A 26,040-nucleotide genomic window follows, 5' to 3' on the forward strand; every position below is an offset into this window, starting at 1 on the left:
TCGCTGCATGCACAATAGTGCATGTTTTTGATTGAGTCTAGCCAAAAAGGCTGGAACATGCATTTTGCTTCATGTTCGGCCCGCGGCCGCGAAGGCCACGCAATCGGCCTTGGCGAGCTGCGGCTGCTCCAGTTTGGCCTTGATGAGACCCGCCAAGGCCGCAACCGGAAAGCTGTCGGCAAAGCCGTCGCCGCCGACATTGCGCATACCAAGCGCCTCGAGTTCGCCGAGCGCTTCACCGAATAGCCGCCCCGCGACGTGCGGCTTTTGCATGCGCAGCCGCAGATTGGCGGTCGTGATCAGGATGCAGGCGCGCAGCAAAATCCGCTCACGGCCGCCCTGCGGCGCCGCCGCCCATACCGCTTCCAGTATCTCCTGCGATTCCCAGAAGTAGCCGTGGTCGTTGAGCGCCATGCCGTACCGCAGCGCCGGGTGGCGCGCCGGCACGTAGCCCTGGAAGCGCGCCGGCACCAGTGCTGCGATCTGCGCCAGCGTTTCGTAGTCGGCGGCGGCTTCCTTGGACTGGCCGGGCACATAGGCCCATCGCGGCAGCGGCAGGTGACCGATGCCTGAGGGCGCCGCGGTCATTGGAGCAGCGCCTCGGCAAACGCATGAACAAATGCGCTACGCGGCCCGTCCCTGCGAGCCGCTATCGGTGTGCAACACCGCCTTTGCGAAATCCGAAATCGCATCGAGCGTCGCCTCCGGCGCTTCGCGATGCGGCTGATGTCCCGCGCCTGGAATCACAGTCACATCGACCGGACAGTAGCACTCTTCCCTGGCAATCTCGACCTGCCGCATGGTCCCATATTGGTCATCCACGCCTTGCAGGATCGCTATCGGAACGCGGATATAGGCGAGGTATTCGGAAATATCCCAGTTGCGGAAGTCAGGATCGAGCCATGCTCCGTTCCAGCCGTAGAAGGCGTTGTCGACGTCCCTGTGCCAGCGCGAAAGCTTGCCCTTCAGATTCGTGGTCTCGTAGGCGGTCCGGATATTCGCAATCGACGCCACCGAAATATCCTCGACGATGAAATGCGGGGCGATCAGCGCGAGGCCCTGCACGCGGTGATCCTGATGCGAGCCCGCATAGATCGCCGCGATCGAAGCGCCATCGGAATGGCCCAGCAGCAGGCCGCGGCGAAAGCCGATCTTGTCGAGCAGTTTCGGCAGCACGTCGAGCGCCTCGACATGCATGTAGTCGAGCGGGCGCGGCAGCTTTACCGGCGTCGACGCGCCGTAGCCCGCGCGCGAATAGACGAATACGCCGGCGCCCGTCGCGGCCTGGAGTTTGTCCGGGAAATCGCCCCACAGGCCGGTCGAGCCGAGCCCCTCATGGAGCATCACGATAACAGGCGCGTGCTCGGGCGACGGACCGATCATGCGGTATTCGAGATGGGAAGCGCCGACCGTGAGGAAGCCTGATGGGGTAAGGGTTGTCATTGTAACCGCTCCCCTCCCAACACGGCGCGGTGAGCTCCCTCCCCCCTTGCGGGGGAGGGTTGGGGAGAGGGGTAGCCACGGGCACTGCCGTTGCGGCTTACCCCTCTCCCTAGCCCTCCCCCGCAAGGGGGGAGGGAACGATCGAGTACGTGGCAACGACACGACACTTTAAACGTCACGACGTTTCGCTCTCCAATCAACGGACCCATCATGACTTTGCCGTCTCACCATCCCGTAGCTTGAACCGTTGAATCTTCCCCGTCGCCGTCTTCGGCAGGCTGTCCACCACGTCGATCCAGCGCGGATATTTCCATGGGCCGATCTTCTGCTTGACGTGCTCCTTCAGCGCCTCATGCAGTCCATCGGTGCTGGCGCCGGCGCGCAGCACGACGAAGGCTTTCGGCTTCAACAATCCTTCGGGATCGGCTTCGGGCACGACGGCGGCTTCGAGCACGGCCGGGTGGGTGATCAGCGCGCTCTCGACCTCGAACGGCGAGACCCAGATGCCCGAAACCTTGAACATGTCGTCGCTTCTGCCGCAGAACGTGTAACGGCCGTCGGCGTCGCGAGTGTATTTGTCGCCGGTGCGGGTCCAGTGGCCTTCGAAGGCCGCGCGGCTCTTGGCCCGCTGATTCCAGTAGCCCTCGCCGGCCGAGGGCGCATCGACCAGCAATTCGCCGACTTCGCCATCGGCCACTTCGCTACCTGCTTCATTGACCAGCCGCACCTTGTAGCCGGGCACCGGCCGGCCGGAGGAGCCGTATTTGATGTCGCCAGGCGCATTGGACAGGAAGATGTGCAATAGCTCGGTCGAGCCGACGCCGTCGAGAATGTCGACGCCGAAGCGTGCCTTCCAGGCGTTGCCGACCGATTCCGGCAGCGCTTCGCCGGCGGAGGTGCAGATGCGCAAGCGATTGCCGGCGCGCGCGTCCTTTAGCGTCTCGTCGTTGAGCATCGCGGCGAACAGCGTCGGCACGCCGTAAAAGATGGTCGGGTTGTACTTGTTCATCAGCGCAAACATCGCAGCCGGCGTCGGCCGTTCCGTGTGCAACACCGTGGAAGCCCCGACCGACATCGGAAACGTCAGCGCGTTGCCGAGCCCATAGGCGAAGAACAGTTTTGCCGCCGAGAGACAAACATCGTCCCCGCGAATGCCGAGCACCTGCTTGGCATAGGTTTCCGCGGTGGCGGCGAGATTGCCATGCAGGTGGCGCACGCCCTTGGGCATGCCGGTCGAGCCCGACGAATACAGCCAGAACGCCGGCTCGTCGGGATGCGTCGCCGCGGTCGCAAACGTATCGCTCTCGCGCGCGAGTTCATCGGAGAGTTTCTTGTGGCCGTGCGCGTCCTTGCCCGAAACGATGACGTGCTCGAGGTCCGGCATCCGCGCGACGACATCCTTGATGACCGGCAGCAGCGCTTCGGAAACGAACAGCACGCGCGCGCGGCAATCTCCGAGAATGTAGGCGTACTGCTCCGACGTCAGCAGCGTATTGAGCGGCACCGGCACGACGCCGGCACGGATCGCGCCGAGAAACACCGCGGGAAAGTCCACGGTATCGAGCATGATCATCGCCACGCGCTCTTCGCGGCGGACGCCGAGCCGGCGCAGCATGTTGGCAACGCGGCGGGTCTGCCGTTGCAGCTCGCCATAGGTGAGTTCGGTGACGGTGTCGGTAAAGGCGAGCTTGGCGCCGCGCCCCTCCTCGACATTGCGGTCGAGCAGCCAGGTCACCGCATTGTACGAACCGGACGTGCCGCTCACGACGCTTCTCCCCTGAGCTTTTAAGAATTATAATTCATACAAAGACACCGCCTACGCTTGCTGTCAATCCTCATCGGCATTATGTTTCCGAAATCCGTTCACCCCGACGCAATGCCGAACGAGGGAAATGACCGAGGCCAGCGACCCCGAATCCGGCTTTCTTGAGCAGCTTGGCCAGCGTGTGCGCACCATGCGCGCCCTTCGCGGCATGTCGCGAAAAGTGCTCGCAAAAGTTTCCGGAATTTCGGAGCGCTATATCGCGCAGCTCGAGAGCGGCAAGGGCAACGTCTCGATCGTGCTGCTGCGACGCGTGTCGAACGCAATGGGCGCGCATCTCGAAGACCTCATTCCCTCGGCCGAGCCCACGCCGGATTGGGCCGTGATCCGCGATCTCTTGCGCAAGGCGACGCCGGCCCAGATCGCGCAGGCCAAGGATGCGCTGGCCGGCGGCGGCCTATCGGCGCAGCGGCGGATTTCCTTTGCCGGCATCGCCCTGATCGGCCTGCGCGGCGCCGGCAAATCCACCCTCGGCAGGATGCTGGCGAAGAAGATCGGCTGGAAGTTCGTCGAGCTCAACAAGGAGGTCGAGGCGCAGAACGGCTTGTCCGTCGCCGAGATCATCGCGCTCTACGGCCAGGAAGGTTTTAGGCGCATGGAGCAGGCGGCGTTGACGCAATTGCTGGCGCGTAAAGAGTTGATGGTGCTGGCGACCGGCGGCGGCATCGTCTCCGAGCCGTTGACCTTCGACCTGATCCTGTCGTCGTTCTATACCATCTGGCTCAAGGCCGAGCCGGAAGAGCACATGGCCCGCGTCCGCCGCCAGGGCGATTTGCGGCCGATGGCGGATGATCGCTCGGCAATGGCGGAATTGCGCAACATTCTGGTCAGCCGCGAACCGCTCTATGCGCGGGCGTCAGCCGTGGTCGATACCGCAGGGCTTTCCGTCGACGCGGCGGCAGCGCGGCTGAGCGATGCGGTCGCGCCGGTGCTGCATGACAAGCACGCGTTCGGCCTGCGCAGCGCGGTGTCCTGATCGCTTCTACGAAACGCGCCATTCGTAAACGCCTGTTTCGGCCGGGCCGAAGGTGCGCGCTCGACGGCTGCATCCGTCGGCAAGCGCGACCGTTAACCACCGCACAAGCTTCATGCGAGCGACGGCTACAACACACGCTGAAGGAGTGTTACTAAAGCGTTAATCGCATGGAGGACAATCATGCTGGAGCGCCGTCAACACCAAAGAGCCCGTGTCTATTACGGCGGGATGGTCGCGTTCAACGCGCGCAATTCGACGCTTGCCTGTGCCGTGCGCAACTTCAGCAGGCGCGGGGCGAAGATCGAATTCGAGGAGTCGGCCATCATCCCCGACCGGATCGATTTCGAAATCGAGCGCCAGGGCCTCTCGTGCCTGGCCCGCCTCGTCTGGCGCGACCACAACGCGGCCGGGCTGGCGTTTTCAGATGTAGAAGAGAGGGGCGACGTCATTCCGCTGGAATGGGCACGCAAGCTGCGCGCGACCGAACAGGCCAACCGGCGGCTGCAGTCGCGCCTCGATCAGCTTCTGGACGAGTTCTAGATCGCATGAGTACGGTTGAAGGCGAAGGCGCCCTTCTCGCTGCGGCCAAGCCGCCGAAAGTCCGACGGCGACGACTGCGCGCGATATTGCTGGCGTTGATGACGCAGTACGCGATTATCGCTGTTGTTGTCGGCCTGTCGCTCGCGGCGATGCTGCGCTATCTGGTGACGCCGCAGATCGTCGCCAAGTTCGAAGCGATCGAGGCCGCGCTCAAGCGCTTGCCGCCTTAGGACCCAGTCGCGATACTGATGGCGCATGAAACTGCTTTTCCTCCATGGAGCGCCGGCGGCCGGCAAGCTGACGGTTGCGAAGGCGCTGCTCCGGATCGTTCCGGGCCGGCTGATGGACAATCACGCCGCCATCGATCTGGCGCTGACGGTCTTCGACTTCGGCGCGCCCGGATTCTGGGAGCTAGTCCATGACGTCCGGCGTTCGGCGCTCGATGCTGCCGCCGAACACGGCGTGCCGCTGCTGGTCACGACCTTCTGCTATGCTGAGCCTGAAGACCGGGAGCAATTCAACGATATCGAGGAGATCGTGCAGCGTCACGGCGGCGAATTGCTTCCAGTCTTCCTGCACTGTTCGCGCGACGAAGCGTTGCGCCGGGTCGGCCATCCCGACCGGGTCGCACGGCGCAAAATATCTTCAGGAGAACACCTGATCCGGGAGCTCGACCGCTACGACCTCACCGCAGTGCCGCGCCCCGATTGCCTCAGGCTGGATACCGGGACTATTCCGGCTGATGTGACCGCGCAGCAAATCGTGCAGCACTTTGGGCTCGATGCCTAAGGCGCACGTCGAACAGCGTGCTCGCCCTCTCCATCATCCCGAGCTGCCACCCCGGCGGCACTTCGCGCCGACCGGGTGGCTCGCAATGACGGTGGGCCTATCCGAGCTTCGCAAAGGCGGAGGCATGCTGAATGGTCCCCGCGGTTGTCGGAAGTTCGCTGCGTCCAAGCGGCAGGACCATCAGATGCGGTCCGGCATAAGGCGAGATGAACCCGCTCGCTTTGGCCGCATCGAATCCGAAACGCCGATAGAAAGCGGGATCGCCAAGGACGAAGATCCCGGCCCAGCCGGCGGCCTCGCTGCGGGCGATTCCCTGGCGGATCAACCGGCTGGCAAAGCCTGTCCGCCGATATTCAGGCAGTACCGCTACGGGTGCGAGCGCGAGCGCAGGAAACGGCGCTTTCATCCTTGAGAGCATGATGTGGCCAACGACCGTTCCGTCATCAACGGCAACCAGCGAGAAAACGGAGTCGCCTGCCTCGCGGAGATCATCGACCAACCGGGCCTCGGCTGACCGACCGAACGCTACTTCTTCAACGAAGCGGATCGCCGCAATGTCGCCGGGCGTTTCAGATCGGACAATCATCGCATCACACCAGCATCGACTTGACCGACGACGCCGTCTCCTGCAATCGCGGCAGGAAGCGTTCGACCATCTCGGCCGAGGACACGCGGTCGACATGCGCGCCCATGTTGATGGCGGCGACGATCGCGCCGTCGTAGCGGCGGATCGGCACCGAGATCGAGCGGAAACCCGGCTCGGCTTCGCGATCGACCAGCGAATAGCCTTGCGCGCGATCGGCTATGATCGCCTTCAGCAACTTCTTCTTGTCGGTGACGGTGAACGGCGTCAGCGGCGCAAGCTCCATCCGGTCGAGCGCGGCGGCCAGTTCGTCGTCGGCCAGCCGCGACAGCAGGACACGGCCGACCGAGGTGCAGAACGCCGGCAGCCGGTAGCCGATATCGATGCCCGACGAGAAGATTCGCGTCGGGCTGGCGCGCGCGATGAAGACGACGTCATTGCCGTCGAGGATCGCCATCGACGATATCTCCTGCGCCTCGCTCGACAGCCTATCCAACGCCGGCTGCAGCACCGAGACGACATGGTTGGAGGCGAGATAGCTTGACGCCAGTACCAGCACGCGCGGCGTCAGGCGGAACAGCTTGCCGTCAGTTGCGACGAAGCCGGCGCGTTCGAGCGTGAAGAGGATGCGCCGCGCGGTGGCACGCGGCAGGTCGGCCGCCTTGGCGAGGTCGCTCAGCGTCATCGGCTGCCGGCTGCCGCCGAATATTTCCAGCACGCGCAGGCCGCGGTCGAGGCTTTCGATGAAATCGGTCGCACTGCGGTTGTCAGCGTCCGCCGCGCGCTTAAGCTTGGGCATCGCTGCCTCCATAATCCGCTTGCCTCACGCTCAGCCTACGTTAGAATCGCACAAAAGTTCAATAGACGAACAAATCCAGCCATCGGAGATCCTCGCCATGATGAGCCAGGAAGCGAACGACCTGATCACCCGAACCGGGCGCAAGGACCCGTGCGGCAAACTGATGCGGATGTACTGGCAGCCGGCGGCGCTGGTCGACGAGTTGCAGGGATCGCGGCCGGTTCGTCCGGTCAAACTGCTCGGCGAAAACCTCGTGCTGTTTCGCGACGAGCAAGGGCGCTACGGCCTGATCGACCGCCGCTGCGCGCATCGCGGCGCCGACCTCGCGTTCGGGCGACTGGAGAATGGCGGGTTGCGCTGCGCCTTCCATGGCTGGCTGTTCGACGTCTCCGGCCAATGCCTGGAGACGCCAGCCGAGCCGAAGGACTCAAAGCTGTGCCAGGGCATCAAGCAGCGCTCCTACCCCGTGGTCGAGAAGAGCGGCATCCTCTGGGCTTATCTCGGCGAAGGCGAACCGCCGGCGTTTCCGGAGATCGACAGTTTTGTGGCGCCCGATAGCCATACCTTTGCGTTCAAGGGCCACATCAACTGCAACTGGCTGCAGGCGCTGGAAGTCGGCATCGATCCGGCGCACGCCTCCTTCCTGCACCGCTTCTTCGAGGACGAGGACACTTCCACCGCCTACGGCAAGCAGTTCCGCGGCGCTTCCGCCGGCAGCGACATGCCGATGACGAAGATCTTGCGCGAATACGACAACCCGATCATCAACGTCGAACATACCGAGTATGGCCTGCGCCTGATCGCGCTGCGCGAGCTCGACGAAGAGCGCACGCATGTGCGCGTCACCAACCAGCTTTTCCCGCACGGCTTCGTCATCCCGATGAGCACGGAGATGACGATCACGCAGTGGCACGTGCCGATCGATGACGAGAACTGCTACTGGTACGCGATCTTCACCTCTTACACGACGCCGGTCGACAAGAAGAAGATGCGCGACCAGCGTCTCGAATTGTACGAGCTGCCGGATTACAAGTCGCGCAAGAACAAGAGCAACGATTACGGCTTCGATCCGCACGAACAGGCAACCGAGACCTATACCGGCATGGGTACCGACATCAACGTCCACGACCAGTGGGCGGTGGAATCGATGGGCCCGATCCAGGACCGCACCAACGAGCATCTGGGACAATCGGACAAGGCGATCGTGCAATATCGCCGGCTGCTGCGGCAGGAGATCGAGAAGGTGGTCGGCGGCGAAAAGCCGATGCTGTTCCTCGACGCGGCGCATGCGCGCTCGATCCAGGGCCCTGCCACCATGGACGGCATCGGGCCCACGCAGGGCTGGGAAATCTACTGGATGGAAATCGACGTCAAGCGCCGCCGCGGCGCGCCATGGGCCGCGCCGGTGCCGACCGAGATTGCCGGCAAGATCCGGCATTTGTCGGCGGCGGAGTAATTCTAGCACCGTCATTCCGGGATGGTCCGAAGGACCAGACCCGGAATCTCGAGATTCCGGGTTCGATGCTGCGCATCGCCCCGGAATGACGGGAAAATGGGGAGTGACGCGTTGAGTTTCGTTAAACGTCACGGGCTGTGGTCGAACGAGCAGCGCGAAGCCGCGAGCCGCCTGCGCAGGATCGTCGAGGAGAAAGACCTCGAAGTCATCCGCCTGTCATTCCCCGACCAGCACGGCATCCTCCGCGGCAAGACGCTGGTCGCGAGCGAAGCGATCGCCTCGCTGGAGAGCGGCTGCTCCATCACCACGACCATGCTCGCCAAGGACACTTCGCACAAGACGGTGTTCCCGGTGTTCACGGCCGGCGGCGGGTTCGGCATCAAGGAGATGGAAGGCGCCGCCGACGTCTTGATGGTCGCCGACCCCACAACGTTTCGGGTACTGCCATGGGCGCCGACCACCGGCTGGCTGCTGTGCGATCTCTACTTCAACGATGGCCGTCCGGTGCCGTTCGCCACGCGGCATCTCTATCGCAAGGTGATCGATCAGCTCGGACAGCGCGGCTACGATTTCGTCGCAGGCCTCGAGGTTGAATTCCATCTCTTCAAGCTCGACGACGCGCATATGACGCCGGAGGATGCCGGACAGCCGGGTCGGCCGCCATCGGTGAGCCTGCTGTCGCACGGCTACCAGTATCTCACCGAGCAGCGCTACGACCAGATGGAGCCGGCGCTGGAGATCATCCGCCGTGACGTGCTGGCGCTCGGCCTTCCCTTACGTTCGGTCGAGGTCGAGTTCGGACCGAGCCAGTGCGAATTCACCTTCCCGCCGACCAAAGGCCTCGCGCCCGCCGACAACATGGTGCTGTTCCGCTCGGCCGTGAAGCAGATCGCGCGCCGCCACGGCCATCACGCGACCTTCATGTGCCGGCCTAAACTGCCCAATGTCTTCGCCTCCGGCTGGCACCTGCATCAATCGCTGGTGTCGCGCGCCAGCGGGGAGAATGCGTTCATGGCCGGCGACAAAGACGAGGTGCTGAGCCCGTTTGGACGCGCCTATCTCGCGGGACTCCTGGAGCACGCCCGGGCGTCCACCGTGTTCACGACGCCGACCATCAACGGCTACAAGCGCTACCGCTCCTATTCGCTGGCGCCCGATCGCGCGATCTGGGGCCGCGACAACCGCGGCGTCATGATCCGCGTGCTCGGCGGTCCGGGCGATAGCGCGACACGGCTGGAAAACCGCATCGGCGAGCCCGCCGCGAATCCGTATCTTTACATGGCCTCGCAGATTCTCTCAGGCATCGACGGCGTCGACCGCGAGCTCGATCCCGGGCCGTCGGCGGATACGCCGTACGAGACCAAGGCCGCGCTATTGCCGAAGAGCTTGCGGGAAGCCGTGTTCGCGCTGCAGGACGATCCGTTCTTCCGGCAGGCGCTGGGGGCGGAGTTCGTGGACTATTACGTCCACATCAAGAACGCGGAGATCGAGCGGTTTCAGGCCGAAGTATCGGACTGGGAGCACCGCGAATATTTCGAGATGTTTTGAAGGGGCGGCGCTCTCCCGTCGCCCCTGCGAACGCAGGGGCCCATAACCACCGCATTTTGTCGTTGAAGCAAAGCCGTCTCGCCGTGTGCCATTTCCGCGGGCCGCGGCGTATGGGTCCTAGCGTTCGCAGGGACGACGGGGATGGAAAATTCATCTTACCCGCAGAGCTCGCTGTCGCCACATTATCCGTCGCCCCTGCGAAAGCAGGGGCCCATAACCACCGCACTTCGTCGTTGAAGCAAAGTCGTCTCGCCGTGTGCCATTTCCGCGGGCCGCGGCGCCGCGATGAGCGCAATTGCGCTCACGCTCGGGGTCCCTGCGTTCGCAGGGACGACGGCAGAGGTAGCTCAAATCCCGAGATACCGGTGCTGCAGGTCCGGCTCGGCAATTAACTGCTCGCTGGTCCCCGTCCACACCGTGCGGCCGCGCTCGATGATGTAGTGGCGGTCGGCGATGCGGGAGAGGTTGGCGACGTTCTTGTCGATGACGAGCACGGATTGGCCGCGGCCCTTCAGCATCGACAGGCAGTTCCAGATTTCCTCGCGGATCAGCGGTGCGAGGCCTTCGGTGGCTTCGTCGAGGACGAGAAGTTTTGGGTTGGTCATCAGCGCGCGGCCGATCGCCAGCATCTGCTGCTCGCCGCCGGACAAGGTCACGCCCATGTTGTTGCCGCGCTCGGCGAGCCGCGGAAACAGCGCGTGGATCTTGTCGATGGTCCAGGGATCGGAGTTGCCTGAGCGGTTGCCCGAAGCCGCCACCAGATTCTCGTAGACCGTCAGGTTCGGAAAGATCTGGCGGCCTTCCGGCACCAGGCCGATGCCGAGTTTTGCGATTCTGTAGGACGGCAGGCTGCGCACTTGCTCACCCGCGAAGCGGATCGTGCCCGCGCGGGCCGGCGTCATGCCCATGATGGAGCGGATGGTCGTGGTCTTGCCCATGCCGTTGCGGCCCATCAGGGCTACCATCTCGCCGGCGCGCACTTTCAGCGACACGCCGAACAGCACCTGGCTGAGGCCGTAGCAGGTCTCAACGCCGTCGATTTCCAGCAGGGTCTCAGCCATTTTGGACTCAGCCATGGCGCGTCACCGCATGCTGCTCGCCGAGATAGGCGCGCTTGACTTCCTCATTGTTGCGGATGGCTTCGGGATCGCCGGACGCGATCACGCGACCATAGACCAGCACGGTGATACGGTCGGCCAGCGCGAACACCGCCTCCATGTCGTGCTCGACCAGCACGATGGTGACTTCCTTCCGCAATTCCTTCAGCAGCGCCACCATGCGCGCGGATTCGGTGACGCCGAGGCCGGCCATCGGCTCGTCGAGCAGCAGCAATTGCGGCTTGGTGGCGAGCGCCACCGCCAGCTCGAGCTCGCGCTGTTCGCCGTGGCTCAATTCCGACACCAGCACATCGGCGCGTTTGGCGAGCCCTACCCGCGCGAGCGCCGCCTGCGCCGCGTCGCGCAGATGCCTCTCCTTGCGGGCCGCGCCCCAGAAGCGGAACGAGTGGCCGTCATGCGCCTGGGCTGCGAGCGCGACATTGTCGGCTGCGGTAAAATCCGGCAGCAGGCAGGTGATCTGGAACGAGCGCGCCAGGCCAAGCCGGCTGCGCTGATAGGACGGCAGCCAGGTGACGTCGCGGCCGGCGAAGTGAATGGCGCCGGAATTCGGCATTAATTGTCCGGTCAACTGGCTGATCAGCGTCGTCTTGCCGGCACCGTTGGGGCCAATGATAGCGTGCAGTTCGCCCGGCAACACGTCGAGCGACAGATTGTCGGTGGCCTTGATGCCGCCGAAGCGGCGGACCAGGCTTTCGACGCGAAGCAAGGGATCAGCCAAAGAATCAACCACGGCTCAACCTCCCGAGCAGTCCCATGATGCCGCCGCGCGCGAACAGCACGATCAGCAGCAACAGCGGGCCCATGATCAACGCCCAGTATTCGGTAAACTGCGACAACAGCTCTTCCAGCAGCAGAAACACGATGGTGCCGATGACAGGCCCGAACAGCGATCCCATGCCGCCGAACACCACCATCACCATGAGTTCGCCGGAGCGCGTCCAGTACATCGTGGCCGGGCTGATGAAATCCGTGTTGTTGGCGAGCAGCGCGCCGGCAAGGCCACAGATCGTGCCTGAGATCACGAAGCAGACCAGGCGGTAACGGTTGGCGTGGAAGCCGATGGCCTGCATGCGCTGCTCGTTGGAGCGCACGCCCTGCACCACCATGCCAAACCGCGAATTGATCATGCGCCAGATCAGATAGACGCCGCCGAACAGGCAGGCCAGGCAGAGATAGTAGAACTGCACGCGGTTCGACATGTCGATGAGGCCGCCGAAATTGCTGCGCTTGTAGATGGTGAGGCCGTCGTCGCCGCCATAACGCGAAAGACCTGAGGCTATGTAATAAGCCATCTGCGCAAAGGCGAGCGTGATCATGATGAAATAGACGCCGCGGGTGCGTAAGCTGAGCGCGCCGATCACCAGCGCATAGAGCGCGGACACCGCGAGCGCGACCGGCCACTGGATGAAGCCGGAGCCGATGCCTTCATAGGCGAGAATGCCTACGGCATAGCCGCCGATGCCGAGATAGGCGGCGTGGCCAAAGCTCATCATGCCGCCATAACCCATGATGAGATTGAGGCTCGCGGCCGCCAGCGCGAAGATGACGATGCGGGTGAACAGCGTCAGGATGAAAATATTGCCGGTCAGTGCCGAATAGGCCGGCAGCAAGGCGAGGCCAAGCGCGACGAGCGCCACGATGACGTTGCGGGCGTTGATGTGAGATTTCATCGCTTGGCAGCCGGAAACAGCCCCTCCGGCCGCACGACGAGGACGATGGCCATCAGGAGATAGATCAGCATCGACGACAATGCGGGTGCGGCGGTGGAAGCGGCGGCGGAACTCAGCACGGTGCGCAGGAGATCGGGCAGGAAGGCGCGGCCGAGCGTATCGATCATCCCGACGAAGATCGCGGCCATGAACGCGCCGCGGATCGAGCCGATGCCGCCGATCACGATGATGACGAAAGCGAGAATCAGGATGTTCTCGCCCATGCCGATCTGCACCGTGAGGATCGGCGCCTGCATCAGCCCGGCCAGCCCCGCGAGCGCCGCGCCAAGCCCGAACACCAGCGTAAACAACAGCTTGATGTTGATGCCGAGCGCGCCGATCATCTCACGGTTGGACGCGCCGGCGCGGATCAACATGCCGATCCTGGTCCGCATCACCACGATATAAAGCAATGCCGCAACCGCCAGCGCGACCACGATGATCGACAGCCGGTAGGCCGGATAGAACACGCCGGGGACGATCTGCACGGGGACGGTCAGCCAGGCCGGCAGCGGCAGCGACAGGCCGGCGGGGCCCCAGATCAGCCGCACCGCGTCGTTGAAGAACAGGATCAGCCCGAAGGTCGCCAGCACCTGATCGAGATGATCGCGGCCGTAGAGATGTCGCAGTGCGATGAATTCGAGCGCGATGCCCAGCAGCAGCGTGGCGCCGAGCGCCAACAATATGCCGAGCACAAAACTATTCGTCCAGGCGACAAAGGTCGCCGCGAAATAGGCGCCCATCATGTAGAGCGAGCCATGCGCCAGATTGACGAAGTCCATGATGCCGAACACCAGCGTCAAGCCGGCCGCCAGCAGGAACAGCAACAGCCCGAACTGCAGGCCGTTCAGCGATTGTTCGATAAGGACGAGCATGAACCTAAAACTCTGGGCCTAGAGCGGGATGACTCGTCATCCCGCTCTATGTCTATGATCTGGGCATGATCTTTTCGGAAAACCGGGATCCACTTTGCACTAACGTGGCCCTCCGGGTCCGGATCATGCCCTAACAAAACAGCGGCAGCACACCTGCGCCGCCGCCATTTTTCTTGTTGGGCGGATGATCTGTCGTTAACCGCCCCCGGGGTCAAGCCCGAGGGCACGCTCCGCCGATCATGCACCGGCCATGCCAACAATCACTTCTTCATCGGACATTTGTCGTGGAAGCGATCCTGATCGTCCTTGACGATGGTGGCCACCGTCTTCAGCGAAAGCTGGCCGTCGGCATCCTTGACCACGTCCTGCAGGTAGAAATTCTGGATCGGAATGTGATTGTTGCCGTATTTGAACGGGCCGCGCACGGACTTGAAGTTGGCCTTCTCCATCTCGGCCTTCATCTCGTCCTTCTTCGAGGTGTCGCCCTTCACCGCGACGACAGCGCTGTTGATCAGGTTCGCAGCGTCATAGGACTGGGCGCCGTAGAAGGTCGGGCGCAGGCCGGTGTACTTCTTGCGGTAGTCCTCGACGAACTTCTTGTTCTCAGGGAACGGCAAATCGTTGACCCATTGCTGCGCGCCGGGCACGCCGATTGCATTGTCCTTCTGCAGCGGCAGCGACAATTCGTCGATGGTAAACGCAGTATAGAGCGGGATCTGCCCCTTGAGGCCGGCCTGGGCGTATTGATTGAGGAACTGGACACCGGCCGCGCCCGGATAGAACACGAAGATCGACTCGGCCTTGGAATTCTTGGCCTTGGTGAGCTCGGCGGAGAAGTCGAGCTGGCTCGGCCACACCGTGTATTCCTCGCCGACGACCTGGCCCTTGAAGGTGCTCTTGACGCCGGCCAGCATGTCCTTGCCGGCGGCGTAGTTCGGGCCGATCAGGAACACTGATTTCACGCCCTTCTGGTTCATGTAGGTGCCGACCGCCTGCGGGGTCTGGTCGTTCTGCCAGGAGGTCGAGAACACGTAAGGCGAACAGAGATCGCCGGCGAGCTGCGAGGGGCCGGCATTGGACGTGATCAGGAAGGTCTTTGAATCGACCGCGGTCTTCAGCGAGGCCAACAGCACGTTCGACCAGATATAGCCAACGACGAAATCGACCTTGTCGGACTGGATCAGCTTTTCGGTCTTCTGCTTGCCGACATCGGGCTTCTGGCCGTCGTCTTCATAGATCACCTCGACCGGCTTGCCGCCCATCTTGCGGCCGAGATGGTCGAGCGCCAGCTCGAACGAGTTGCGCATGTCGTTGCCGATCACAGCGGTCGGGCCGCTGAAGGTCGAAACAAAGCCGATTTTGATGGTGTCGCCAGCGAGCGCGGGCTGCGCCAGCGCCAGAATTGTTGCGCTCGCCAGCCAGAATGCCTTTTTCATAACCACTCCCCTCCTGTTTATCACTCAAAACCCGGTCAACCGGGCGACCGGCAACGCTTGCTCCGCGCGCCTCTTATCTGTGAGGTATTTTGTGCGCGAATTCGCCGGTCAGCGGCAAGCATGAACCCAAGACTCCGGTTAGAACCTTCGGCGCATGCTTAAGCCACCTGCACCATAATTCGCGGACGGCGGGAATGGCAAGAATTATAATGCCGGTTGGTCCGACGGGCCAAGGGACCGACCAAGGGGCCGGCTGGGAGGTATTACCTGACGTTTTCAATCTCCCCTCGCCTCCATCCATGAAAGGCTCGAGATCAATATCGAGGACGCTCGGCAACGCCGCCTCACAAAATCATTTTAGGCTTAAAGTAATTTTTCGCAAGAGTGGAATCGCGTACTCCCACCTTCACCTTCCGGAAGCGCTCGTTCAGATCAGATATTCAGCGCCATCGATGACGTAAGGCGCGTGGCGGAAATCCCGGATGGTCGCGACCTTGCCGGCCGACCAGCCCAGCAGCACGAAATATTTCGGCTTGGCATCGCCTTCGTTGGGATCGAACACCAGGATGGCGGGACGCCCCTCCACCAGGCCCGCCGCCAGGCGCCAGTCGCTGACCTTGTCGTAATTGCCGAAATAGCGGGACACTTCGGCTTTGCCACGCAAGTGGGTCCTGCTGACGAGATCGAGCCGGACATCGTCCGAGATCATGGCGCGGATGGCATCGAAATCGCGCGCGTTGAAATGGGCGACATAGGCGCCGAGCCGCTCGCGATCGGCGTCGGATAGTTTTTGTTGCGGCGCGTCGTCCGGCTCGTCGGCAATTTCACGCAACTGCGCGCGGCCGCGATGCAGCGCGGCCTTGGCCGCCGGCAGGCTGCAATCCATCACCTCGCAGATTTCCTTCAGCGAGCAGCCGAGCACGTCCATCAGGATCACGCTCGCACGCTGTGGCACCGGCAGCCGCATGAAGATACGCAAGGAGGTCGCGGCGACCTGGCGGCTCGCCACGGCATCGAGCTGGTCAACGATCATGTCCACCTCCGCTGGTCCCCGGAGTGCCTCCTGGCGCTTGCGCCGGCGCAGAAAATCCAGCGCGGTGTTGTGCGCGATGCGAAACAGCCAGCCTTCGGGATTGCCGAGCGTGCCGGCGGAGGCATGCGCCTCCACCGCCTTGATCATGGTATCCTGCAGCACGTCCTCGCCGTCGATGACAGAGCCCACCATGCGCGCACAGTAGCGATGCAGCCTTGGGCGCATCGCCGCCAGCAAGCGCTCGATGTCGAACGTGGCGGACGTCTCAGGACCTACTGTCATTCAGACTCCGGCAAGCGCGCTCTCGGTCTCGCGCAACATGCGATAATTGCCGACGACGGTCACGCCTTTCGGCAGCGGCGGTTCGGTGCAACGCTCGCGAATGCCGTTCTGGAAGGCCTGAAACGCCGCCAGTTTCGGCAAGGCGCTGGAGCCGTCGTCGGCTGCGGTCTCGACGAAATGGATGAACGTATCATCCTCCAGCCGCAACGACAGATAGCGAAAGCCCTCCGGCTGGGCCGCCTGCAATTCGACGAACACCGCCGCCACCAATTCGGCGTTCCTGTCGCTCATTTCCGGCTTGGTTTTGTACCTGATCACGGTCCGTCTCATGGCATTCTCCTCATTTTGCGGCCATCTCGACCCCAAGGACGTTTCGGAACGGGCAAAGGATGCGATGGCAGGAAATTTATTTTGCCGTCGTCCCTGCGACCCGTCTTCGCCAAGGCTTCGCCGGGGTTTGGCGTAGGGCTCGCCGAAGCTTTAGCGAAGGCGGCACGCAGGGACCCATAACCACAGGATTTTGTTGTGGCGCTGTGCTGCGGCTCCAGCGTTCTCAACAATGCCCTTCTGTGGTTGGGTCCCGGCTCAAGGCCGGGACGACAGCACGATACGCGTTCGCTATCGGCCGATTGACAAAGACGTATTGGAGCGGAGCAGCAAATGGCTACATAATCCAATGCGTTGAGACATCTGAAACCGGGGTCGCATTCCCATGACGACAGTGCCGAAAGAACCCCATCACGTCGTGATCGTCGGCGCCGGTTTCGGCGGTCTGGAGACCGCCTTTGGCCTCGCCGGAGCGCCGGTCCGGATCACACTGATCGACCGCCGCAACCATCATCTGTTCCAGCCACTGCTCTACCAGGTCGCGACCGCTTCACTGGCGACGTCGGAAATCGCCTGGCCGATCCGCTATCTCTTGCGTGGCCGCCCCGAAGTGACGACGCTGTTCGCCAATGTGAATGGCGTCGATGCCGCGGGAAAGCGCGTGCTGCTCGAAGACGGCGACACGATTTCCTACGACACGCTGATCCTCGCCACCGGCGCCCGCCATGCCTATTTCGGGCACGATGAATGGGAGCCGTTCGCACCGGGCCTGAAGACGCTGGAGGATGCCACGACGCTGCGGCGGCGCATCCTTGTCGCCTTCGAGCGCGCCGAGCGCGAAAAGGATCCGGCGCGGCGCGCGGCGCTACTCACCTTCGTCATCATCGGCGCCGGCCCGACCGGCGTCGAAATGGCCGGAACGATCGCCGACCTCGCCAAGGACACGCTGCCGCCGGACTTTCGCAACATCGATACCCACAAGACCCGCGTTATCCTGATCGAGGCCGGCCCACGCGTGCTCGCGGGCTTTCCCGAAGACCTCTCTTCTTATGCGCAGCGCGCGCTGGAGGAACTCGGCGTAGAAGTGGTGTTGGGGCAGCCGGTCACGGAATGTGCAATCGACGGCGTCGTCTATGGCGGCAACAGGCTGGAGGCCAGGACCATCGTCTGGGCGGCCGGCGTGCGCGCCTCGCGCGCGGCGGAATGGATGAAGGCGCCGGCCGACCGCGCCTACCGCCTGAAGGTCGAGCCTGATCTGACCGTACCCGGCCATCCCGATGTCTTTGCCATCGGCGATACCGTGACGATCGCCGGCCCCGACGGCAATCCCGTGCCCGGCATCGCGCCGGCGGCCAAGCAGCAGGGGCGCTATGTGGCGGCGCTGATCAAGGCGCGCATCTCCGGCGGCACGCTGCCGCCGTTCCGCTATAAGCATGCCGGCAGTCTCGCGCAGATCGGCAAGAAGAAGGCCGTGATCGATTTTGGCCGCATCAAGCTGCGCGGCAATCTCGCCTGGTGGATATGGGGCATCGCCCACATCTACTTCCTGATCGGCCTGCGCAACCGCCTCAGCGTCGCCTTGAGCTGGCTGTGGATTCACGCCCGCGACCAGCGCGCCGCACGGCTGATCACGCAGGGCTCGAGCAAGGTCACGGGATAGGTTTCGTCGCTCACGTTGAGCGGAGAAGACCTCTCACGGCGCACAGGCAAAACTGGCCGCGCTACTCGTCGGCCCCGATTTGTAATGCGGCCATGCCGGCCATTGGCACAATGGCAGCGCGCGCGTGGTCGCAAACGCCGGCGCTTCGACCTTCTGCTCGATCACCTCGAGATCGGCGGGCGCCTTACCGTTCTCGACCCAATCAACGAGCACGGCCAACATGTCGACATTGGCGGGCGCGCCGGAGCCGACATGGTCGACACCGGGCGCCGTATAGAGCCGGGCGAACGCCGTCGTCTTCTCGCGGCCCAAGGTGCGCTGCACGTTCTCGAAGTAGCGTATCCCTGCGTAGGGGCTCTGGGCATAGTCGGCCATGTTTTCGAGAATCACGAGCTTGCCGCCACGCGCGGCGAAGCGGCTGAGGTCGGGATTGGTCGAATCCATCAACCGCGATACCTGCAGCAGGCGCTCCTTGTGATCCTCGGGCTTGTAGGTCGTGACATCGAGCTTCGGGTCGCGCGCGAAGACATATTGAATGCCGCCCGCGCCGTAGATCCAGGCGATGCCGTTGCCAGGCACCGGCGGCTGTGCAGGCGCTGCCTTGCCGAGCCACCAGGCGACCCAGCCGCCGGTCGGACCGAACGCAGGAATGTTTTCGCCGGAGACGCCCCAGCCCGGATAATCGTCAAGGCCGTTCTCCAGCGGGAACGAGAACTTGTACGTCGAATGCAGCGTTTTGATTGCCGCAATCTGCGCTTCCGTCAGGCACTGATCGCCGCTTTGGCCCGCCGCGCAACGCAGTGTGTCCGGCTGGAATTTCGTCTTGCAGCCGACCGGGTCCAGTACCAGCGAATCCTCGGCGCCGTCCGTCTCGTCGCAAGCAGCAAGCACCGCCTTGGCCACGAGCTCGACCTGCGCGGGACGGATCCAGCCCTCACCCATCGTTATAAGTCCCGACCGCGTCCCGGCATGCTGCAATCCGACCCAGTTGATGACGGGCACGCGGGCAAAGATGCCGTCAAAATCGTCCGGATAGCGCTGCGCCATCGTCAGCCCCTCGCGGCCGCCTTCCGACGATCCCATGAAATACAGCTTGGCCGGCGGATTGCCGTAGGCGCGCACCATCAGGGCAACCGCGGCGTCGCGCACGCGCTTGTAGGAACGGTGGGCGAAATTCTCAAAGGCCTCGTCGTTGAGCGCAAACGTCTGCGGCGGCTCGCCCGGCTTGGTCTCATGGCCGGAATCCGTGCCATAGGTGACGAACCCGCGCGCCAGCGGTGACGGCGCGCCGAACGGATATGCCGGCGGCAAGGCAAGCCCGGTAATCAGCACGCCGTTGAAACCGCCGCCACCATATTGCAGCGAGCGGCCGTTCCACTCGACCGGAAGATTCACCTGAAATTTGATCGGCGGCGCCTTGGGATCGGCCGGCGCGATCTGGCCGAGGACCTTGCAGAATTCCGGATTGGCCGGCGTGATGCGCGCCGCCGGCGTCGGTGCTCTTTCGGCGACCGCGAGCGGCGCCGGCACGACCATGGTCGCAGAATCGATCCGCACGACATTATCGGTCGGCCGGATCAGGTCGCTGCAGGTTGCTGCGGGATCGCCAACCATCTTTGCGGCGGTCGCGTCTGCGGGGAGGAATGAGGTCGCAGCGAGCAGCGACGCCAATTGGATCGACGTGCGAATATAGAATCTGAGGTGTTGCATCGTTTCCCCCTTCGCTATCGCCGCGCGTTTGCCGATCGTCGGGCTTACAATGGCTCGCTCGGCGCGGGCGTCAATCGAAATAAGACTAGGCAGGATTGACGCCGATGTCTCAGATTCTTTGTGCGGCGAGACCCCACCCATAGCCGATGCTCCGCATCGGCGTTCTTCTAAAGAACGGCGGCCACAGGCCGCCTACGCCTCCCCCGCACGCGGGAGAGGGAGGGCAGCGGAGCATTACTTCACCAGCGGGCAGCCGCCGTCGGCGAGCGGGCGGAAGGCCTGGTCGGCCGGGATCGTCGAGACGAGCTTGTAGTAGTCGTAGGGATATTTCGACTCTTCCGGCTTCTTCACCTCGAACAGGTACATCGGGTGAATGACGCGGCCGTCCTGGCGGATGGTGACATCGCCGAACAGTTTGTCCTTGCCCTTGAACTTCTTCATCTGCGGCACCGCATCCTTGGCGTGGTCGCTGCCGGTCGCGGCCACCGCGTTGAGATAGGCGAGCGTGGAAGCATAGACGCCGGCCTGATTGCCGCTCGGCATCTTGCCGTTCACGCCCGGCCGCGCTGCGAAGCGCTTTGCAAACGCGCGGGTGTTTTCATCCATGTCCCAGTAAAACGCCTCGAACAGTTGCAGGCCCTGCCCCACCTTTAATCCCATGCCATGGACGTCGTTGATGAACAGCAGGAACGCCACCATCGTCTGTCCGCTTTGCTGAAGCCCGAACTCGGCCGCCTGCTTCACCGCGTTGACGGTGTCGCCACCGGCATTGGCGAGGCCGATCACCTTGGCCTTGGAATTCTGCGCCTGCAGCAGAAGCGAGGCAAAGTCCGGCGTGTTGAGCGGATGCTTGGCCGAGCCCAGCACCTTGCCGCCGTGCTTTTCGATGTAGTTGGTGGCCTCGGCCTCGATGCCCTGGCCGAGCGCAAAATTCACCGTGATGAAGTACCATTCCTTGCCGCCGCGCGCCATCATCGCCGCCGCGGTCGAGTTGCCGGTCGCCCAGGCGTCATTGACCCACTGGATGGTGTTGGGCGAGCAGGCCTTGCCGGTCAGGTCGGAGCTCGCCGTCGACGACGCCAGGAATGTCATGCGGCTATCGCGCAGCAGCGAGTTGATGGTGAGCCCGACGGCGGAATTCGGCACGTCGACCACGGCATCGACGCCATCGACGTCGAGCCATTTGCGCACGATCGCCGAGCCGACGTCGGCCTTGTTCTGGTGATCGGCATAGACGATTTCGACCTTGATACCCTTGCCGCCGCCGTTGAAATCCTCCGCCGCCATGCGCGCGGCTTCTACCGACCCCATGCCGTTGGTGTCCTGGAAGATACCGGAAATGTCGTTCAGCACGCCGACGCGCACGACATTCTCGGAAATTTCCGCGCGCGCCGCGCCTGACGCCACGCAAGACAAGGCAAGCGCAAGCCCTAACCTCAAACCCCTCATCGTTCTCTCCCTTTCGAATTTGATCTTGAGCGTTCCCGGACTTCGCCGGGTTTGACTTCAGTTCAGGTGATCAGGCCGTCACAATTGCCGGTCCGGCAGATTGAGAACCAAACCGTCGAGGTCGGCAGCCAGCTTGATCTGGCAGGACAGCCGGCTATTGGCCCGCCGTTCGGCAGCGGCGCCATCCAGCAGCGCGTCCTCGTCGTCGCCCATGGCCGGCAGGCGAGCGAGCCAGCCCTCGTCGACATAGACGTGGCAGGTGGCGCACATCGCGTTGCCGCCGCATTCGGCCAGAATTCCACCGACATCGTGGCGCGTCGCCGCCTGCATTGCGCTTTCGCCAACGCGGGCGTCGATGCGCTGCGCCCGGCCGTCAGGGTGGACAAACGTGATGCTCGGCATGGGCGGTCCGTCAGGCCGGAGAAATGGTGATGGGGAGACTTTCGAGGCCGCGCAGCGTGTTGTTGTAGCGGCGCTTCACCGGGCCTGATATCTCGATACTCGCAACCTTGCGCGCGATCGCCGCCAGCATCACCTCGCCTTCGAGGCGCGCGAGAAGCTGGCCGACGCACATATGAATGCCCGAACCGAACCCGACATGCCCGGAGGTACGGCGGGCGACGTCGTAGCGGTCAGGATTTTCCCAGCGCCGCGGATCGCGGTTGGCGGCGCCGAGGAACATCAGCACCTTTTCGCCTTCGCCGATGCGATGACCGGCGAGTTCGACCTCCCGCGTCGTGGTGCGGAAGAAGGTCTGCACCGGGCTTTCGAAGCGGATCGCTTCCTCGAATGCGTTGCGCGCCAGCGTCGGATCGCTGCGCAGCCGCGCAAGCTGATCGGGAAAGCGCGCCAGGCAGTACATCGCGGCGCCGATGCCGTTGACGGTGGTATCGAGCCCGGCCGAAAGCAGCGAGCGCACCAACAGCGGCGCCTCTTCCGCCGTGATGTCGCCGGCGTCAGCGCGCGCATGGATGCAGGCACCGAAGCCACCGGGTGCGAGATTTTCGCGCTGGCACTGTGCGGCGACATAGGCCTGATGTGGCGCGGAGCGCTCGATCGCCTCCTGGCGCAACTGGTTCGGCGGTCCGAACGCGTTGAACACCAGGCTCGCATAGGGCAGCAGATTCTCCCGCCCCTCCTGCTTCAGGCCCATCGCATCAGGAAATACCGAGAGCGGATAGGCCTCCGCGAGATCGGCAACCGCATCGAAACTTCCGCGCACCAGCAGTTCGTCGACCTTGGCCGCGGCCAACGCCGTGAAATGTTCGCGGACCTGCTTCATGGCGGTCGGCGACAGCACTTGGGCGAGCACCGCGCGTGTCCTGGTATGCGCCGGCGGATCCGCTTCAAGGATGATGCTTTGCGGTCGCCACGGCTTTTCCTTGGCAAAATCGCTCAAGCCGACGCCGCGGCTCGAACAGAAGGTCAGGGGGTCGTTGAGGACGGCGTGCACCTCGGCATGGCGTGCGACGCCATAGACGCTCCACTTCTCGAGCCAGACCACCGGCCCGGCCTCGCGGAGAACGTCGTGGATCCGGTGCGGATCCTCGAAAAACTCGGTCGAGAACGGGTCCACGTCCAGTTGGGGTACGCCGGCCGGCGCACTCCGCTCCGGGGTTGCAGAATCTATCCGGGATGTCGCGCTCATGTGGGTCTCCTGCATAATGTTCTTGCAGAGCGGTGCGCGCTGTCTCTATGTCTGGAACGCTGGAGCAGCGGCGGAAAAGCATGAGCAGGAACAGACAGGCGCGCGCGCCCCGTGCGGGCGCGGCAGGCAGGAGCGGACGGGCCGAACAGGTGCTCGACCTCGACCGTTACGTTCCGGCCCTCATCACCTTCATCGCCAACAAATTGTCGCGCAGCGCGACTGTGGTCTATCAGAAGCGCTTCGGGGTCAACGTCACGGAATGGCGGATCCTGTCGCTGCTGGCGATCGAGCCGGAAATTTCGGCGGCGCGGATCTGCCACGTGATCGGTTTCGACAAGGGACCCGTGAGCCGGACGCTGGCCGGCATGGAAGAACGCGGGCTGGTCAGCATCAGGGCCGACCGCGAGGACGGTCGCACCCATTCGATCTCGCTGACCCCGAAGGGCTATGCCACCCACGACCAGGTCATCGCGGTCGCGCTCGAACGCGAGCGCCGCCTGCTCTCCTGCCTGAGCAAGCCGGAGCGGGAGACGTTGATCGCGCTGCTGCTGCGGGTGCACGGCAATCTCGACGCCGTGAAAGGCGCGGGCGAAATCGATACGCAGAGCTGAGCGGCGCCTATTGGCTGCGCCGTGGCGACCACGCTGCGCACGCGACATCGCATTGCGTCGTGACGATCCGACACGCCCGAACATCCGTTTCTCCCTGTGCGGCCCGGCACTCCCGTGCTCTGCGATCGGCCGCCTATTGAAAACAGGCTCGCACAAATTAGTTGCCTTGGCAACATACATGACAAGCGTCCAAAATGATTTTCGGCTGCGGCCGGTTGCTGCTGGCCGCAGCCAGTCAGGTCATCTCTTGACCAGCGGGCAGTTACCGTCGCTTTCGGGACGGAACGCCTGATCGCCCGGGATCGTAGCGACGACCTTCAACAGATCCCATTTCGACGTGGATTCGTCGGGCTTCTTCACCTCGAGCAGAAACAGCGGGTGAATCTTACGCCCGTCTGCGCGGATGGTTCCCTTGCCGAACAGCGGATCGTCGGTCGGTATCGCCTTCATCGCCGACACCACGGCCTTGCCGTCGGCGGCGCCGCCGACCTTATCGACGGCCTTCAGATAATGCAGCACCGAAGCATAGACACCGGCCTGCATGTCGTTCGGATAATTCTTTTGCGGATGGCGTTCCGCGAACCGTTTTGCAAAAGCGCGCGTGCCGTCGTTCAGGTCCCAGTAGAACGGATTCATGATCTGCGCGCCCTGGGCTGCCTTCAGGCCGAGCGCAGGAATTCCGTTCATGCCGAGGATCAATCCGACCAACTTCTGCTTTTGCGTCAGCCCGAACTCCGCGGCCTGCTTGATCGAGGTGATGGTGTCGTCGCCGGCATTCGCCACGCCGACGATGTCGGCGCCCGAGGCCTGCGCCTGCAGCAAGAAGGAAGCATAATCGGCGGTGCCGAGCGGATGGCGCACGGCGCCGAGCACCTCGCCGCCGGAGGCCTTGACGCCTTCCATCGCCTGCTTCTCCAGATCGTGGCCGAAGGCGTAATCGGCGGTCAGAAAGAACCATTTCTTGCCGCCTTGGGCGACCACGGCTTTGCCGAGGCCGCGGCCGTAGGCATAGGTATCGTAGGTCCAGTGCACGGTATTCGGCGTGCATTTCTCGCTGGTGAGCAGCGCGGTGCCGGCGCCCGAGCCGATGAAGACCTTGTTCTTCTGCTCGCTCATATTGGCAACCGCGAGCGCAATCGCCGAGTTCGGCAGGTCGAAGATGGCGTCGATGCTTTCGGTATCGTACCAGCGCCGCGCGATGCCAACGCCGACGTCGGTCTTGTTCTGGTGATCGGCGGTGATGACGTCGACCGGCTTGCCGGCAGCCTTGCCGCCATAGTCCTCCAACGCCATTTGCGCAGCGATGACCGAGCCGATGCCCTGGTAGGTCGAGAACACGCCCGACTGGTCGTTGAGCACGCCGATCCGGACGCGGTCCTGGGCTTGGACTTGGTCTTGGGGAGCGCCGGCGAATATTCCGCCGAGCGCGGCCACGAGCATTCCTGTGCGAAAAAGCTGTCGCATGCGTTCCCTCCTGCATGGAAAGGCGGCCTTCGCGACCGCTTCGAAATTACTTATAACTTATAAGTATTTTGAGGATTGTCAATTCAGGTGATGCCGTGCGAGCTATTGCCCATGGAAAGAATCGGAAAAATTTCGATGCGCAAGGGCAACGGAGCGGCCAGACCGGCCGAGCCGGACTCGGCGCGAAAACTCGATCTCACCGCGCTGCAGCAGACCCCGGGATTCATGATCCGGATCCTGCAGTTGGAGAACTTCGAGGCGTTCTATCCGTATTTCGAGTCCCTAAACCTTTCACCGCTCGAATACGCCATCCTGGTCACGGTGCGGGACAACCAGACGGTGACGCAGAGCGAGCTCGCCGCCGTGTTGAAGATGCAGCTCCCCAACCTCGTGAAAATCCTGTCACGGATGGAGGAGACCGGCGTCTTGAAGCGGAAGCGATCCGCGCGGGACAAGCGCGCGGTCGAGCTCAGCCTCAGCGTGGCGGGCGAGAAGCGCGCTGACGAGGCCAGCCGGCTTGGCGAGAGCTTTAATGCGCAGACGCTTTCCGCGCTCAGCAAGAGCGAGCAGACCGCATTTCTCCAGATGCTGGTGCGGCTGGTCGAGGCGCACAAGCACGCGGCATCCCGACGCGCCTAGGCTTACTGTGTCGTAAACCCCTCATGGTGAGGACCGCGGAACGCGCGTCTCCGGACGATGCTGCGCATCGCCGGGCGAACCATGAGGCCCCGTCTGTGGCCTACATCCTTCGAGACGCCCGCT

At 63.4% G+C, this 26,040-nt stretch carries 25 protein-coding genes and 1 pseudogene; 9 read left to right on the plus strand and 17 right to left on the minus strand.

Going from position 1 to position 26,040, the window contains the following annotated elements; translation table 11 throughout:
• Positions 1-69: 69 nt before the first annotated feature.
• The 3 genes from LMTR3_RS25025 to LMTR3_RS25035 form a co-directional block, all read right to left on the minus strand.
• Positions 70-588 carry a DUF309 domain-containing protein gene (locus LMTR3_RS25025; protein WP_065747642.1) on the minus strand — a complete coding sequence of 173 codons (519 nt, stop codon included), beginning with the start codon at positions 586-588 and terminating at the stop codon, positions 70-72.
• A 36-nt stretch (positions 589-624) separates the two neighbouring features.
• On the minus strand, positions 625-1,443 hold the full coding sequence (locus tag LMTR3_RS25030) for an alpha/beta fold hydrolase (protein ID WP_065747643.1): 819 nt from the start codon (positions 1,441-1,443) through the stop codon (positions 625-627).
• A gap of 208 nt (positions 1,444-1,651) precedes the next feature.
• Positions 1,652-3,208, minus strand: coding sequence for a benzoate-CoA ligase family protein (locus LMTR3_RS25035; RefSeq protein WP_065747644.1), 1,557 nt, complete (start codon positions 3,206-3,208; stop codon positions 1,652-1,654).
• A gap of 64 nt (positions 3,209-3,272) precedes the next feature.
• Between LMTR3_RS25035 and LMTR3_RS25040 the strand changes: the two are divergent.
• The 4 genes and pseudogenes from LMTR3_RS25040 to LMTR3_RS25055 all read left to right on the plus strand — a co-directional run.
• Positions 3,273-4,241 (plus strand): annotated as a pseudogene (locus tag LMTR3_RS25040) (helix-turn-helix transcriptional regulator); the annotation flags it as partial.
• 180 nt (positions 4,242-4,421) lie between these two features.
• A complete protein-coding gene (locus tag LMTR3_RS25045) occupies positions 4,422-4,781 on the plus strand; it encodes a PilZ domain-containing protein (RefSeq protein WP_065747646.1) in 360 nt (119 codons plus the stop codon).
• A 5-nt stretch (positions 4,782-4,786) separates the two neighbouring features.
• A complete protein-coding gene (locus LMTR3_RS25050) occupies positions 4,787-5,011 on the plus strand; it encodes a hypothetical protein (protein ID WP_065747647.1) in 225 nt (74 codons plus the stop codon).
• A 25-nt stretch (positions 5,012-5,036) separates the two neighbouring features.
• Positions 5,037-5,570 carry a P-loop nucleotide/nucleoside kinase family protein gene (locus LMTR3_RS25055; protein ID WP_065747648.1) on the plus strand — a complete coding sequence of 178 codons (534 nt, stop codon included), beginning with the start codon at positions 5,037-5,039 and terminating at the stop codon, positions 5,568-5,570.
• Between the two features lie 97 nt (positions 5,571-5,667).
• On the opposite strand, the gene LMTR3_RS25060 is transcribed toward LMTR3_RS25055, so the two are convergent.
• The gene (locus LMTR3_RS25060; protein WP_065747649.1) at positions 5,668-6,156 is read right to left on the minus strand and encodes a GNAT family N-acetyltransferase; all 489 of its coding nucleotides are present in this window, start codon (positions 6,154-6,156) and stop codon (positions 5,668-5,670) included.
• Positions 6,157-6,160: 4 nt separating this feature from the next.
• On the minus strand, positions 6,161-6,952 hold the full coding sequence (locus tag LMTR3_RS25065; protein ID WP_065747857.1) for an IclR family transcriptional regulator domain-containing protein: 792 nt from the start codon (positions 6,950-6,952) through the stop codon (positions 6,161-6,163).
• 97 nt (positions 6,953-7,049) lie between these two features.
• Here LMTR3_RS25065 and LMTR3_RS25070 point away from each other — a divergent pair, with 97 nt between their 5' ends.
• Together LMTR3_RS25070 and LMTR3_RS25075 are read left to right on the plus strand one after the other, a co-directional pair.
• Entirely contained in the window at positions 7,050-8,408 is a 1,359-nt protein-coding gene (locus LMTR3_RS25070; protein ID WP_065747650.1) for an aromatic ring-hydroxylating dioxygenase subunit alpha, read from the plus strand.
• A 111-nt stretch (positions 8,409-8,519) separates the two neighbouring features.
• Positions 8,520-9,956, plus strand: a complete 1,437-nt coding sequence (locus tag LMTR3_RS25075; RefSeq protein WP_065747651.1) for a glutamine synthetase family protein — start codon at positions 8,520-8,522, stop codon at positions 9,954-9,956.
• 347 nt (positions 9,957-10,303) lie between these two features.
• Here the strand turns inward: LMTR3_RS25075 and LMTR3_RS25080 are convergent, their stop codons facing one another.
• From LMTR3_RS25080 to LMTR3_RS25110, 7 genes are all read right to left on the minus strand, one after another.
• On the minus strand, positions 10,304-11,032 hold the full coding sequence (locus tag LMTR3_RS25080) for an ABC transporter ATP-binding protein (RefSeq protein WP_065747652.1): 729 nt from the start codon (positions 11,030-11,032) through the stop codon (positions 10,304-10,306).
• Complete coding sequence (locus tag LMTR3_RS25085) at positions 11,025-11,792, minus strand: ABC transporter ATP-binding protein (RefSeq protein ID WP_065747858.1); 768 nt, start codon at positions 11,790-11,792, stop codon at positions 11,025-11,027. Before LMTR3_RS25085 ends, LMTR3_RS25080 begins: the two co-directional genes overlap by 8 nt.
• A 4-nt stretch (positions 11,793-11,796) precedes the next feature.
• Entirely contained in the window at positions 11,797-12,744 is a 948-nt protein-coding gene (locus tag LMTR3_RS25090) for a branched-chain amino acid ABC transporter permease (RefSeq protein WP_065747653.1), read from the minus strand.
• Positions 12,741-13,658, minus strand: coding sequence for a branched-chain amino acid ABC transporter permease (locus LMTR3_RS25095; protein WP_065747654.1), 918 nt, complete (start codon positions 13,656-13,658; stop codon positions 12,741-12,743). The genes LMTR3_RS25090 and LMTR3_RS25095 overlap by 4 nt, the downstream gene beginning before the upstream one ends.
• A 260-nt stretch (positions 13,659-13,918) precedes the next feature.
• Complete coding sequence (locus LMTR3_RS25100) at positions 13,919-15,094, minus strand: ABC transporter substrate-binding protein (RefSeq protein WP_065747655.1); 1,176 nt, start codon at positions 15,092-15,094, stop codon at positions 13,919-13,921.
• A 427-nt stretch (positions 15,095-15,521) separates the two neighbouring features.
• Positions 15,522-16,409, minus strand: a complete 888-nt coding sequence (locus LMTR3_RS25105) for a sigma-70 family RNA polymerase sigma factor (RefSeq protein WP_065747656.1) — start codon at positions 16,407-16,409, stop codon at positions 15,522-15,524.
• Positions 16,410-16,739 carry a hypothetical protein gene (locus LMTR3_RS25110; protein WP_065747657.1) on the minus strand — a complete coding sequence of 110 codons (330 nt, stop codon included), beginning with the start codon at positions 16,737-16,739 and terminating at the stop codon, positions 16,410-16,412.
• Positions 16,740-17,121: 382 nt separating this feature from the next.
• Here LMTR3_RS25110 and LMTR3_RS25115 point away from each other — a divergent pair, with 382 nt between their 5' ends.
• A complete protein-coding gene (locus tag LMTR3_RS25115) occupies positions 17,122-18,396 on the plus strand; it encodes an NAD(P)/FAD-dependent oxidoreductase (RefSeq protein ID WP_065747658.1) in 1,275 nt (424 codons plus the stop codon).
• A 33-nt stretch (positions 18,397-18,429) separates the two neighbouring features.
• On the opposite strand, the gene LMTR3_RS25120 is transcribed toward LMTR3_RS25115, so the two are convergent.
• From LMTR3_RS25120 to LMTR3_RS25135, 4 genes are all read right to left on the minus strand, one after another.
• Entirely contained in the window at positions 18,430-20,010 is a 1,581-nt protein-coding gene (locus LMTR3_RS25120) for a tannase/feruloyl esterase family alpha/beta hydrolase (RefSeq protein WP_141686809.1), read from the minus strand.
• Positions 20,011-20,340: 330 nt separating this feature from the next.
• Positions 20,341-21,555 carry an ABC transporter substrate-binding protein gene (locus LMTR3_RS25125; RefSeq protein WP_065747660.1) on the minus strand — a complete coding sequence of 405 codons (1,215 nt, stop codon included), beginning with the start codon at positions 21,553-21,555 and terminating at the stop codon, positions 20,341-20,343.
• Between the two features lie 78 nt (positions 21,556-21,633).
• Complete coding sequence (locus LMTR3_RS25130; RefSeq protein ID WP_065747661.1) at positions 21,634-21,957, minus strand: 2Fe-2S iron-sulfur cluster-binding protein; 324 nt, start codon at positions 21,955-21,957, stop codon at positions 21,634-21,636.
• 10 nt (positions 21,958-21,967) lie between these two features.
• Complete coding sequence (locus tag LMTR3_RS25135) at positions 21,968-23,203, minus strand: cytochrome P450 (protein WP_065747859.1); 1,236 nt, start codon at positions 23,201-23,203, stop codon at positions 21,968-21,970.
• Positions 23,204-23,283: 80 nt separating this feature from the next.
• Between LMTR3_RS25135 and LMTR3_RS25140 the strand changes: the two genes are divergently transcribed.
• Positions 23,284-23,814 (plus strand): MarR family winged helix-turn-helix transcriptional regulator, encoded by a 531-nt coding sequence (locus LMTR3_RS25140; RefSeq protein ID WP_084029793.1) that lies wholly within the window; start codon positions 23,284-23,286, stop codon positions 23,812-23,814.
• A gap of 240 nt (positions 23,815-24,054) precedes the next feature.
• On the opposite strand, the gene LMTR3_RS25145 is transcribed toward LMTR3_RS25140, so the two are convergent.
• Positions 24,055-25,254, minus strand: a complete 1,200-nt coding sequence (locus LMTR3_RS25145) for an ABC transporter substrate-binding protein (RefSeq protein ID WP_065747662.1) — start codon at positions 25,252-25,254, stop codon at positions 24,055-24,057.
• 159 nt (positions 25,255-25,413) lie between these two features.
• Here LMTR3_RS25145 and LMTR3_RS25150 point away from each other — a divergent pair, with 159 nt between their 5' ends.
• Positions 25,414-25,917, plus strand: a complete 504-nt coding sequence (locus LMTR3_RS25150) for a MarR family winged helix-turn-helix transcriptional regulator (protein WP_065747861.1) — start codon at positions 25,414-25,416, stop codon at positions 25,915-25,917.
• The last annotated feature ends 123 nt before the right edge of the window (positions 25,918-26,040 follow it).

It is taken from the genome of Bradyrhizobium sp. LMTR 3, assembly GCF_001693485.1.
GTDB lineage: Bacteria > Pseudomonadota > Alphaproteobacteria > Rhizobiales > Xanthobacteraceae > Bradyrhizobium.